The sequence below is a fragment of the Gordonia sp. (in: high G+C Gram-positive bacteria) genome, from assembly GCF_047600385.1.
In the GTDB taxonomy this organism is placed as follows: Bacteria; Actinomycetota; Actinomycetes; order Mycobacteriales; family Mycobacteriaceae; genus Gordonia.
In genome coordinates this window covers 1,380,888-1,392,965 of the sequence record NZ_JASGKZ010000001.1, presented here as the reverse complement: position 1 = coordinate 1,392,965, position 12,078 = coordinate 1,380,888, and the positions used below count along the sequence as shown (strand labels likewise).

The window sequence follows — 12,078 nt, the reverse complement described above, 5'->3', positions numbered from 1 at the left end:
CGCTCCCTGAGCCGGGGAGGAACGCAGTGACGAACCGAGTCGAAGGGTCTCCCGGAGAACGCCCCGTCGACGCAGGGGCGCGGTGCGCGGGCGGGTCAGTCGAGTTCGGCGACGACGGAGGCCACCACGTCGCGCTGGTCGCCGGAGACGGCGTACACTGCGCGCTGCCGCTGATAGCTGGCGCCGCGCCGGACGATCTCGCCGACCGAGGCGAGCTCGTCGGTGCAGCCGAGGTCCTCCGCGACGGGGGCCAGGCGCACCAGCAGGTCCGCGAGGTCGTCGGAGACCAGGCGTTCCTCGCAGGCCGAGTTCTGGATGATGATCGCGTCCAGTCCGTACCGGGCGGCCCGCCACTTGTTCTCCTGGACCAGCCAGGGCGCCATCTGCGGGAGTCGTTCACCGGCGTCCATCCGGCGGCTCAGATCGACGACGAGGCAGTGGGTCAGGGCCACCAGCGCGGCCAGTTCACGACGATTCGAGACGCCGTCGCACACCCGCACCTCGATGGTGCCCAGGTGCGGCGACGGCCGGATGTCCCAGCGGATCTCGTTGAGGTGATCGATGATCCCGGTGGTCTTCTGGTCGTGCACGAAGGACTCGAACTCCGGCCACGTCCGGAACTGGAAGGGCAGGCCCGCGGTGGGCAGCTGCTGGAACATCATCGCGCGATTGCTCACGTAACCGGTCTCCTGCCCGGCCCACATGGGCGACGACGCCGAGAGCGCCAGCAGGTGCGGATAGTAGTGCAGCAGCGCGTCGATGATCGGCAGCACCTTGTCACGATCGTCGATCCCGACGTGCACGTGCACGCCCCAGATCAGCATCTGACGACCCCACCACTGGGTGCGCTCGATCAGTTCGGCGTACCGGTGCCCCTCGGTGAGCTGCTGCGCCGACCATTCGGCGAAGGGGTGGGTTCCGGCGCCGTACAGGTCGATGCCGAGTTCGTCGGTCAGCGTCCGGACCTGTTCCAGCGTCCGGCCGAGATCGTCCATGGCCTCGGCGGTGGTGGTGCAGATGCCGGTGACCAGTTCCACGGTGTTGCGCAGCAACTCCTTGTGGATCCGGTCGGCGCGTTCGATCCCCCGGGCCGCGATCAGGTCGAACAGCGGCGCGGCCGCGTTGACCAGATCACGGGACTCCCGATCCACCAGGGCCAGCTCCCACTCCACCCCGAGGGTGGGGGCGGGTGAAGGCCGGAACTCGATGGGCTCGATCCCGCTCACGACGGTCCCCTCTCGACGATGCGCGGGGCGCGGATCAGTTGGCAGCGATCACGCCGCAGGCGATGGGCTCGCTGCCCGTCGCCGACTCGGTGACGACCAGGATCTTCTCGTTGAGGTCGGCGATCTTCACCGAGACCGTCTGGTTGGCCGAGCCGGAGCCGTGGTCGTCGACCACCAGGCCCGGCAGGTTGCCGCCGGAGATCACCGCGGCCGCACCGCCGGCGAAGCACTCCTTGGCGTTGCGGACCTCCACCTTGTGCTGGCCCTTGCTCAGGCCGTCGACCCGCATGGTCAGCTTGGTGCCGCCCTGGGTGTCGACGAAGCTGCCTGCGCCGACCACCTTGCCCTCCTTCTGGATCAGCGTGAAGGTGCCGACGGCGGCGGTGGCCTCGGCGGGGACGTCGTCGGCGTTCACGAGCTCACCGGGGATGGCCTGGTTTCCGGTGACCACCGCGGGGGTGGTGCCCTTGGCATCCTTGTCGGCCGGCTGCTCGTTCGGCGGCGAGCAGGCGGTCAGGGCCGCACCGGCCAGGCCGGCGGCCGCGAGGAAAGCGAGTGCACGCTTGGTCGAGACACCGTTGGTGAGGCGGGTGGTCATGTCGGCTCCTTCGGCAGGGTTATTGCGGGGCTGGGGCTGGGTTTCGGGCGACGTGCGGGACCGGGTCAGCGGCTGGTGACGACGACGGCGAGTTCCCCGGGGCAGCGGGTGAACGCCGACGGGCGCTCCTCGACGACGGCGCCGCCGGGCACCGAGGCCGCGACCTTCTCGGCCGCGGACTCCTGACCGCTGCCGTAGAAGACGGTGTTCTCGGTCACGCTGCTGGTGATGTAGTTGGCGGGCTTGGTGCCGATCTTGAAGCCCTCGGCCTTCAGGTGATCGGAGACCTCCTGCGCCAGGCCGCGGATGACGCCGATGTTCAGGACGCAGATCTTCGGCGTGGCACCGGTGGCGGCATCGGCCCGGGTGGTCGACGTGCCGGACCGCTTCGAGGACGTCGTGCTCGTCTTCGTGGCCGCGGAGGTCTTGCTCTCGGCGGTCGACGATGCGGGCACACTGGCCGGGGCGCTCTGCCCGGCGTGCTCGAGCTTGTTCTTGGCGGACTCGTCGCCGGTGGTAGCAGCCGAATGCCAGCCGAGGCCGATGAACACCACGGCGACAGCGAGCAGCACCATGGCGCCGGCACGATACGGCAGGCGGTTGGAATCGCGGTCAGCTTTCATCAGGGCAACTCTAACCCACGCGGCCCGTCGGGCCGTGCAGAGACGGGCCTAAGGGCTCAGCGGATCTCGTCTCAGGTGATCTCGAAACCCAGGCGACGGGCAGCGCGCGCCTTCTGCCGGGAGGCCCGCACCCGGCGGAGCCGTTTCACCAGCATCGGATCGGCGGCGAGCGCCTCGGGACGGTCCACCAGGGCGTTCAGGAGCTGGTAGTAGCGCGTCGACGAGAGCGAGAACAACTCCTTGATCGCGTTCTCCTTGGACCCGGAGTACTTCCACCACTGACGCTCGAAGGCAAGGATGTCGCGCTCTCGTCGAGTCAGGCCGTCGGAGCCGACCTCGTGCGGATCTGGCTGGACCGGCTGAGGGGCGGCAGAGCCGTTCGACACCGAATGTCCCTTTCCTTCATGATTTCGTGGGGCGGGTCACTGCGGCCCTCGACCGTCGGACCCTCGATCGGAGTTCGAGAGGCTCGTGCAGGGGGCCGGATGACAGCGGAGTGGTTTCGCCTTGACATTCAATCACGGCGACACCGGCATCGACGTGCAGGACTCACCGGCGCGGCGTTCAGTAGAGTCTTCTCCCATGGCGATTCTCCCCATCTGCATCGTCGGCGAGCCCGTGCTGCATCAGCCGACCACCCCGGTCGAACTCGACGGCGCCGGTCGGCCGTCCCCCGAGATCGTCGAGCTGCTCGACGACATGTACGAGACGATGGACGCCGCCAACGGCGTCGGTCTGGCCGCCAACCAGGTCGGTCGAGGTCTGCGCATGTTCGTCTACGACTGCCCCGACGGCCCCGGCCGCCGGCGCGGCGAGGTGATCAACCCGGTGCTGACCACCTCGGAGATCCCCGAGACCATGCCCGACCCCGACGACAACGACGAGGGCTGCCTGTCGGTGCCGGGCGAGGGCTTCCCGACCGGCCGCGCCGACTGGGCCAAGGTGGTCGGCACCGACCGCGACGGCGCGCCGGTGGAGCTCGAGGGCAACGGCTTCTTCGCCCGCATGCTCCAGCACGAGACCGGCCACCTGGACGGGTTCCTCTACGTCGACGTGCTGGTCGGCCGGAACGCCCGCGCCGCGAAGAAGGCCATCAAGCGCAACGGCTGGGGCAAGCCCGGCCTCACCTGGCTGCCCGGCAGCGTCGCCGACCCCTTCGGGCACGACGGCTGATCCGGCGCCGACATGGATCCGCTGCCCGGTGACCGCGTCGTCGTGCGTTACCGCCTCGGCGCGGGCGGCCCGGACGACTGGCGGGAGGCCCCGAATCCCGCCCTCGCGCACACCCCGACGCTGTCGGACCTGACGGGTTTCCTGGTGGAACGCGGACCCGACGGACTGGTCGTGGAGCGCGACGGCCGCATCGAGACCGTCCCCGCCGAGGCGATCACCTCGCTCCGCACGCTGTCGGCGCGGACGGTGCGCAATGCGCAGATCCGGGCCGTCGAACGCGTCCTGACCGACGCGGTGCCCGCCGCCGAGCGCGCCGAGATCGACGGCTGGACGCTGTCGGCCACGCCGGGCGCGCAGGATCCGCGCGCCTGCGCCGCGGTGCCGATCGAGTTCGGGGCCGCGGCCGCGGCGCTGGACCGGATCGCCGCCTGGTACGCCGAACGCGGACTGCCCGGACGGGTCGTCGTCGCCGATCGGCTGCTGCGGACGGCCGACCTTCCCGCACCGGCGACCGCCGAGCACGAGGTCCTCGTGGGCCCGGACGGCGATCCGGTGGAACTCGCGGGCGACGATCTGCCCGCGCGGACCCGGTGGCGGGAACGCGGATACCGGCTGCATCACACCGTCGCCGTCGTGGATCTGCCGACCGCGCGGACCGATTCGCCGGGCGGCGATCGCCTGCACCGGCCCGATCGCCTACGGTGAACCACGATGAGCACCACCCCTGAATCGACCTCACCGTTGCGCAAGCTGCTGTCGGCGGCCGGCGGCATCGTCGTCCTCCTCCTCGTGACCGGCCTCACGTGGTGGCTGTCCGCGGACGAGAAGCCGACCGATGCCACGGGCGCGGCGGGTCTGTCCCGGACGGCCTCGGCCACGGCTCCGGCCGCGACGCCCGCCTCGGGCACGACCGCGCGGAGCACCGCGCCCAAGCCGTCCGCACCGAGCGGGAAGCCGTCCGCGAAGTCGTCCGCGTCGCGTGCCGCGCAGAGCCCGTCCGGCCAGGTCCCGCAGCGCGTGCTCGACACCCTCGCCCTGATCGACGCCGGGGACTGGCCCGATGCGGCGAACGCCCCGGGCACCCAGGGCGGCCGGAACTTCGGCAACCACGAGGGCCTGCTGCCCCGCACCGGCGCGGGCGGCAAACGGCTGCGGTTCCAGGAGTGGGACGTGAATCCGAAGAAACCGAACCGGGGACGCGATGCCGAGCGGATCATCACCGCGAACGACGGCAGCGCCTGGTACACCTTGGACCATTACCGCAGCTTCAAGCAGATCAGAGGACCATCGGCATGAGCAGTGATCTGGGCTCCTTCTTGCACGCGACCCTGCGGGGCGGCCCGGCCGTGGCCGTGACGACCGCACCGGTCACGGTGAATCTGGATCTGGACCTCGAACACGGACTGGTGGTGCGTCGGCTCGACGGCGACGCCATGCGGACGCTGGACGGCATGTACGACCAGTACGCGCAGGCGTGGCAGTTCCCGGACCACTTCTGGCACGGCATGGACTCGTTCGACGACGTGATCGGCGATCTGGACGGCGGCGCGCTGCGCACCGCGACCGGCGCCCGCCCGGCCGGATTCCTGACGATCGTGACGCACGGCGAGAACTTCCTGGTCGACGCCGCCCCCGACGACTTCGCGTGGTTCGCCGGATCCCAGGCGGAGTACCGCGACGACTACCGCACGCCGAACGCGTACAACGCCGACCGCCCGCAGCCCCTCGAGTTCGGGCTGCTCCTGCACACCGAGGCGGCGCACGTCGACCGGCTGGTCACCCGGTGGGCGGCCGCGGGCGCCCCGCCGACCCTGCTCGAAGGCGCCTGATGCGGATCGCCACCTGGAACGTCAACTCCATCCGGGCCCGCTCGGAGCAGGTGGTGGCCTGGATGAGCCGACACGCCGTCGACGTGCTCGCGCTGCAGGAGACCAAATGCCGTGACGACCAGTTCCCGGTGATGAGCTTCCTCGCCGAGGGCTACGACGTCGCGCTCTACGGCGAGGGCGGCTACAACGGCGTCGCCATCGCCTCGCGGGTGGGCCTCGACGACGTCCACCGCGGGTTCGACGGCCAGCCCTCACTGGAGCCCGGGGCGCCCCCGGAGGCGCGGGCGCTCTCGGCGACCTGCGCCGGGGTGCGCGTGTGGAGCCTGTACGCGCCCAACGGCCGGACGCCGGACGACCCGCACTACCGGTACAAGCTGGCGTGGCTGGACGCGCTGGCCGGGGTCACCCGGCTGGAGCTCGGGCACGACCCGGCCGCCCAGACCGTGCTGGCGGGCGACTGGAACGTCGCACCGACCGACGACGACGTCTGGGATCCCGAGTACTTCGCGGGCCGCACCCATGTGACCGAGCCGGAGCGCGCCGCGTTCCGGGCGTTCGGGGCGGCGGGTTTCGTCGACAGCGCCGCACCGTTCACCCCGGGCCCGGACGTGTACACGTTCTGGGATTACACCGCCGGGCGGTTCCCGAAGAACGAGGGCATGCGCATCGACTTCGCGCTGTGCTCCCCCGCGCTCGACGACCGGGTCCACGACGCCTTCATCGACCGGGACGCCCGCGCCGCCCAGGGCGCCAGCGATCACGCACCACTGGTCCTCGACCTGTCCTGACCCGACTCCGCCGGTCTCCTCCGGATCGTGCCGGGCACGGTTCCCGGCGTCGACGCCCGGCCGCGGCCTCGGGGACTTCCGAGCCACGCCGACAGCGTAGATTAGGGTACCCTAATAAATAGGGGTGGTCCCGCCGGCTCGGCAGCACGGGATCACCCGAGCCGTCGAGCATGAGGAGTGGACATGGCCGCACAGACCAAGGGGCGCGGATGGCAGGGCGCCGTGCTGAAGCTGTTCAACGCGGACGACTTCGAGATCACGGTGACCCGCACCGAGACCGTCACCGACCACTACCTGCGACTCGGCTTCACCGGCGGCGGACTCCTGCAGAAGATCCCCGTGCACCCCACGATGTGGGTGCGCGCGTGGTTCTCCGCGGACGGCGCTCTGCACCAGCGCGGCTACACCCTGGTCGACCCCGACCCGGCCGCCGACGCCTTCGACATCGAATTCGCCCTGCACGACGGCGCCGCGGCCCGCTGGGCGCAGCAGGCCCGGCCGGGCGACGTGCTCCCGGTGACGGTGATGGGCAGCGACTTCGACCTCGGCGACCCGCTGCCCGCCGGATGGCTGATCGCCGGCGACACCGCGTCGATGCCCGCGATCAACTCGATCCTCGACGCGCTGACCGCCGCGGCCTCGCCCGCACCGGCGCACATCTGGTTCGAGTACCAGCACGACACCGACCGCGACCTCCCGCTCCGGCTGCGCCCGCACGACTCCGTCCACTGGATCCGCCGCGAAGACGAGGGAAGAGCCCTGGTCGACGCCGTGAAATCCGCCGCCGGGACGATCGAGGCGACCGGCTACCGGGGCTGGGTGGCCCTGGACAGCAAGAGCACCCGCGCGGTGACCGGGCTCTTCCGCAACGAGTTCGGTCTCGGCCGCAAGAACGTCAAGTCGATGGCCTACTGGAAGCCGGGCAAGTCGTTCGGCTGAGCCTCCCCTCCCCCTCGCCGGTCGAGCCTCCCCTCGCCGGTTGATCCTCCCCCCTCGCTGGTCGAGCCTTCCCTCCTGGTCGATCCTTCCCTCGCCGGTCGAGCCTCCCCCCTCGCTGGTCGAGCGAAGTCGAGACCACCCCTGACCGGGATGCCGAGCACCCTCGGCCCGAGGCGAGTCTTCGCGCCGATCGGGATCTCGACTCCGCTCGATCACCGAAGGGGGTCTCGATCGCCGAGGGGCCTCGATCACCGAAGGGGTCTCGACCACCGAGAGGGTCTCGATCGCCGAGAGGGGCCCGATCGCCGAGGGGTCTCCGATTCCCGGAGTGCGCACACCGGGGATCATTCGTCTAGGGTGGGTGGCGCACGATCACACATACACGGGGGCTCTCGCGAACCGAGGGCTGAGAGGGCGACAGGCGGTCGCCGACCGCATGAACCTGTCCGGATAATGCCGGCGTAGGGAGAGTTCTCTTGAGCACCGATCTGTCTTCTGCTGCCCGTTCGTCCTCCGACATGTCGTCCGACGACGTCACCCGGGGCCCGATCGAGGGCAGCACCAAGCACTACCGCCACGACGGCCACCTGCGCATCCCGCAGCGCCGGGTGCACCTGACCAACGGCGAACACCTCGACCTGTACGACACCTCCGGCCCGTACACCGACGCCGGGGCGGAGATCGACGTCGAACGCGGTCTGGCGCCGACCCGCGACGAGTGGCAGCGGCCCGCACCGGTCCCCACCGAGGCCGGGCACCCGGCGGCGACGCAGCTCGCGTGGGCGCGGGCCGGACTCGTCACCGACGAGATGCGTTTCATCGCCGCACGCGAGGGCGTCGACGTCGAACTGGTCCGCAGCGAGGTGGCCGCCGGCCGCGCGGTGATCCCGGCCAATCATCGGCACCCCGAATCCGAGCCGATGATCATCGGCAAGGCGTTCGCGGTGAAGGTGAACGCGAACATCGGCAACTCGGCGGTCACGTCGTCGATCGCCGAGGAGGTGGAGAAGATGGTGTGGGCCACCCGCTGGGGCGCCGACACCATCATGGACCTGTCGACCGGCAAGGACATCCACCTGACCCGCGAGTGGATCATGCGGAACTCGCCGGTGCCGGTGGGCACCGTCCCGATGTACCAGGCGTTGGAGAAGGTCAAGGGCGATCCGGCGAGACTCACCTGGGAGCTGTACCGGGACACCGTGATCGAGCAGGCCGAGCAGGGCGTCGACTACATGACCGTCCACGCGGGCGTGCTGCTGCGTTACGTGCCGCTCACCGCCAAGCGCGTCACCGGGATCGTCTCGCGCGGCGGCTCCATCATGGCCGCGTGGTGCCTGGCGCACCACACCGAGAGCTTCCTGTACACGCACTTCGACGAGCTCTGCGAGATCTTCGCGAAGTACGACATCACCTTCTCCCTCGGCGACGGCCTGCGGCCGGGTTCCATCGCCGACGCGAACGACGAAGCCCAGTTCGCCGAGCTCCGCACCCTGGGCGAGCTCACGAAGATCGCGAAGGCGCACGGCGTGCAGGTGATGATCGAGGGCCCCGGCCACGTCCCGATGCACAAGATCGCCGAGAACGTGCGCCTGGAGGAGGAGCTCTGCGAGGAGGCCCCGTTCTACACGCTCGGCCCGCTGGCCACCGACATCGCACCCGCCTACGACCACATCACCTCGGCGATCGGCGCGGCGATGATCGCCCAGGCCGGCACCGCCATGCTCTGCTACGTCACGCCCAAGGAGCATCTCGGACTGCCGAACCGGGACGACGTGAAGGTCGGCGTGATCACCTACAAGATCGCCGCCCACTCCGCCGACCTGGCCAAGGGCCATCCGCGGGCGCAGGAACGCGACGACGCGCTCTCCAAGGCCCGCTTCGAGTTCCGCTGGACCGATCAGTTCAACCTGGCCCTGGATCCGGACACCGCCCGCGAGTACCACGACGAGACGCTGCCGGCCGAGCCCGCCAAGACCGCGCACTTCTGTTCGATGTGCGGGCCCAAGTTCTGCTCGATGCGGATCTCCGCCGACGTCCGCACCTACGCCGAGGAGAACGGCCTGGTGACCCAGGCGGACATCGACGCGAAGATCGCGGCCGATATGGCCGCCAAGTCCGACGAGTTCCGCCGCGCCGGCGGAGCGGTGTACCTGCCCCTGGAAGCCGTCGGCACTCCCGCCGCACCGTGAGCGGTGCTCCCCACCCCGTGAACCGAACCAGCCGCCCCTCGAGTCGGGCGCGAACGAAGTGAGTGCCCGTGTCGAAAGGTAACCCGTTGCCCCTCGCCGAACGTCTGCCCGCCGCCACTCCGGTGCGCGCGATGACCGTCGCCGGATCGGACTCCGGCGGCGGCGCCGGACTCGAAGCCGACCTGCGGACCTTCGCGCTCGCCGGGGTCCACGGATGCGTGGCCGTCACGGCGGTGACCGTGCAGAACTCGCTCGGCGTGACCGGCGTGCAGGAGATCGCGCCGGAGATCGTCGCCGCGCAGATCGATTCGGTGGCCTCCGACATCGGCGTCGGCGCGGTCAAGACCGGGATGCTCGCCTCCACCCCGATCATCGAGGCGGTCGCCGCCGCGTTCGACGCCGCCGGGATCGGCCGGGGCGGGGCGCACGACGACGGGATCCCCCTCGTCGTCGACCCGGTGTGCGCGTCGATGCACGGCGATCCGCTGCTCGCCGACGACGCGCGCAGCACGATCGTGGAGCTGCTGTTCCCGCGGGCCGCCCTGGTGACGCCGAACCTCGACGAGGTCCGGCTGCTCACCGGGATCGACGTGGTCGACCGCGCCAGCCAGGAGACCGCGGCCCGCGAACTCCACCGGCTCGGCGCCCGGTGGGCGCTGGTCAAGGGCGGTCACCTGCGCGGCAGCGACCGCAGCCCGGACCTGTTGTTCGACGGCGACGAGTTCTCCACCTTCGACGCGCCGCGGGTGGACACCCCGCACGACCACGGCGCCGGCGACACCCTGGCCGCCGCGGCGACCGTCGCCCTCGCCCACGGCACGACCGTCCCGGAGGCGGTGGCCTTCGCCAAGGACTGGGTCACCCGGTGCCTGGCCGACGCCTATCCGCTCGGCGCGGGACACGGCCCGGTCAGCCCGCTGTGGCGGCTGCGCTCCGACGGCTGAGCGATCTCGACTCCGCTCGATCACCGAAGGGCTCCCGCTCTCGCTGAAGAACTCCGACTCTCACCGCAGGACTCCGACTCTCACCGAAGAAGTCCCCACTCTCGACGACGGACTCCGCCGCTCGACCACGGACGCCACCTCTCGAGACGGGCTCCACCTCCCGACCACAGGCTCCACCTCCCGACCACAGGCTCCACCTCTCGAGACGGGCTCCACCTCTCGACCACAGGCTCCACCTCTCGACGACGGGCTCCACCTCTCGCTGGTCGAGCGAAGTCGAGACCACCAGGAGGAACTCGAAGGATCTCGACTCCGCTCGATCACCGAGAAGGGCTCGAGCGCCGAGGAGGACTCGGGTGCCGAGAAGCGACTCCGGTCAGTGGTGGAACGACCCGCGGTGCTCCTCGTGCGGCATCGGGCCGTCGAGGTTCTCCAGGAAAGCGACCGCGGCCGCGATGTCGTCGATCAGGGCCCCGGCGAGGTCCCGGCTCAGGCCGTGCCGCACGACGATGCGCTGCAGCACCACGTCGCCCAGACCGTCGGCCATCGGGTAGGCCGGCACCTGCCAGCCCTTCATGCGCAGACGGTCCTGGAGGTCGTACAGGGTCCAGTTGCGGTCGGCGCCGTCCTTCATCCGCCAGGCGAACACCGGGATCGTGTCGCCCCTGGTGACCAGTTCGAAGGGGCCCATGTCGCCGATGGCCGAGGCCAGTCGTCCGGCCACGTCCAGACAGCCCTGCTGCACCGCGCGGTAGCCCTCACGCCCCAGCCGGAGGAACTGGTAGTACTGCAGCAGCACCTGGGCGCCGGGGCGGGAGAAGTTCAGCGCCAGCGTCGGCATGTCGCCGCCCAGGTACGAGCAGTGGAAGACCATGCTCTCCGGCAGCCGCGCGGTGTCGCGCCACACCACCCAGCCCACGCCCGGGTAGACCAGCCCGTACTTGTGGCCCGAGGCGTTGATCGAGACCACCCGTTCCACCCGGAAGTCCCACTCCAGTTCCGGCTGGCAGAAGGGTGCGACGAATCCGCCCGACGCGCCGTCGACGTGGATCTTCACGTCGAGACCGGTGTCGGCCTGGATCCGGTCGAGTTTCGCCGCGATCGCCTCGACCGGCTCGTAGGCGCCGGTGAAGGTCTGGCCCATGATCGCCACGACGCCGATCGTGTTCTCGTCGACGTACTTCTCCAGGTCGTGGCCGTCGAGCCACCAGTGGTCCTCGTCGACCGGCACCCAGCGCGGCTCCACCTCGAAGTAGTTGCAGAACTTCTCCCAGCAGACCTGCACCGCGGTGGAGAGGACCAGGTTGGGTTCCGCGGTGGACTCGCCCGCCGCCTTCCGCCGCTCCCGCCAGTGCCGCTTCAGTGCGAGGCCGCCGAGCATCGCCGCCTCCGACGAGCCGACGGTGGACGTGCCGATCACGTCGTTCGGGTCGGGCACGTGCCAGAGGTCGCCGAGCATCCGCCAGCAACGCTCCTCGATGGCCGCGGTGGCCGGATACTCGTCCTTGTCGATCATGTTCTTGTCGACGGTCTCCGAGTAGAGACGACGGGCCTCGGTCTCCATGTACGTCGTGACGAACGTGGCCAGGTTCAGGCGCGAGTTGCCGTCGAGCATCGCCTCGTCGTGGACCACCTGGTAGGCCGTGCCGGCCGGCAGCGGACCGTCGCCGAGCCGGTCGCGGGGCAGCACGAGCTCCTCCCCCAGCGGATCGAGGGCCGGGACGTGGATCGGATCACGGGGGGAGGGCACGGCTTTCTCCATTCGAGCC

13 protein-coding genes and 1 riboswitch are annotated in these 12,078 nt (G+C 70.4%); of the genes, 8 read left to right on the top strand and 5 right to left on the bottom strand.

The features are described 5' to 3' along the window. Positions 1-95: 95 nt before the first annotated feature. The 4 genes from QM809_RS06065 to QM809_RS06050 form a co-directional block, all read right to left on the bottom strand. Positions 96-1,226 carry a glutamate--cysteine ligase gene (locus QM809_RS06065; protein WP_415044910.1) on the bottom strand — a complete coding sequence of 377 codons (1,131 nt, stop codon included), beginning with the start codon at positions 1,224-1,226 and terminating at the stop codon, positions 96-98. Positions 1,227-1,260: 34 nt separating this feature from the next. Then, on the bottom strand, positions 1,261-1,824 hold the full coding sequence (locus QM809_RS06060) for a hypothetical protein (RefSeq protein ID WP_415044909.1): 564 nt from the start codon (positions 1,822-1,824) through the stop codon (positions 1,261-1,263). A gap of 65 nt (positions 1,825-1,889) precedes the next feature. Beyond that, positions 1,890-2,447: a LytR C-terminal domain-containing protein gene (locus QM809_RS06055; RefSeq protein ID WP_415044908.1), complete on the bottom strand. Its 558-nt coding sequence runs from the start codon at positions 2,445-2,447 to the stop codon at positions 1,890-1,892. A gap of 71 nt (positions 2,448-2,518) precedes the next feature. After that, complete coding sequence (locus QM809_RS06050; protein WP_415044907.1) at positions 2,519-2,833, bottom strand: DUF3263 domain-containing protein; 315 nt, start codon at positions 2,831-2,833, stop codon at positions 2,519-2,521. A gap of 196 nt (positions 2,834-3,029) precedes the next feature. On the opposite strand from QM809_RS06050, the gene QM809_RS06045 reads away from it, so the two are divergent. The 8 genes from QM809_RS06045 to thiD all read left to right on the top strand — a co-directional run bounded on the left by QM809_RS06045 (position 3,030) and on the right by thiD (position 10,309). Then, positions 3,030-3,620: a peptide deformylase gene (locus tag QM809_RS06045; RefSeq protein WP_415044906.1), complete on the top strand. Its 591-nt coding sequence runs from the start codon at positions 3,030-3,032 to the stop codon at positions 3,618-3,620. Between the two features lie 12 nt (positions 3,621-3,632). Next, on the top strand, positions 3,633-4,325 hold the full coding sequence (locus QM809_RS06040) for a GCN5 family acetyltransferase (RefSeq protein WP_415044905.1): 693 nt from the start codon (positions 3,633-3,635) through the stop codon (positions 4,323-4,325). A gap of 6 nt (positions 4,326-4,331) precedes the next feature. Then, complete coding sequence (locus QM809_RS06035) at positions 4,332-4,916, top strand: ribonuclease domain-containing protein (protein WP_415044904.1); 585 nt, start codon at positions 4,332-4,334, stop codon at positions 4,914-4,916. Beyond that, on the top strand, positions 4,913-5,449 hold the full coding sequence (locus QM809_RS06030; RefSeq protein WP_415044903.1) for a barstar family protein: 537 nt from the start codon (positions 4,913-4,915) through the stop codon (positions 5,447-5,449). Before QM809_RS06035 ends, QM809_RS06030 begins: the two co-directional genes overlap by 4 nt. Beyond that, complete coding sequence (locus tag QM809_RS06025; protein WP_415044902.1) at positions 5,449-6,237, top strand: exodeoxyribonuclease III; 789 nt, start codon at positions 5,449-5,451, stop codon at positions 6,235-6,237. Before QM809_RS06030 ends, QM809_RS06025 begins: the two co-directional genes overlap by 1 nt. A 183-nt stretch (positions 6,238-6,420) precedes the next feature. Continuing rightward, the gene (locus QM809_RS06020; protein ID WP_415044901.1) at positions 6,421-7,176 is read left to right on the top strand and encodes a siderophore-interacting protein; all 756 of its coding nucleotides are present in this window, start codon (positions 6,421-6,423) and stop codon (positions 7,174-7,176) included. Positions 7,177-7,548: 372 nt separating this feature from the next. Further along, a riboswitch (TPP riboswitch) is annotated at positions 7,549-7,661 on the top strand. A 33-nt stretch (positions 7,662-7,694) separates the two neighbouring features. Beyond that, positions 7,695-9,365 (top strand): phosphomethylpyrimidine synthase ThiC, encoded by a 1,671-nt coding sequence (thiC, locus tag QM809_RS06015; protein ID WP_415047020.1) that lies wholly within the window; start codon positions 7,695-7,697, stop codon positions 9,363-9,365. 131 nt (positions 9,366-9,496) lie between these two features. After that, a complete protein-coding gene (gene thiD / locus QM809_RS06010; protein WP_415047019.1) occupies positions 9,497-10,309 on the top strand; it encodes a bifunctional hydroxymethylpyrimidine kinase/phosphomethylpyrimidine kinase in 813 nt (270 codons plus the stop codon). A 376-nt stretch (positions 10,310-10,685) separates the two neighbouring features. Here the strand turns inward: thiD and QM809_RS06005 are convergent, their stop codons facing one another. Next, entirely contained in the window at positions 10,686-12,071 is a 1,386-nt protein-coding gene (locus QM809_RS06005) for a glutamate decarboxylase (protein ID WP_415044900.1), read from the bottom strand. Positions 12,072-12,078 lie beyond the last annotated feature (7 nt).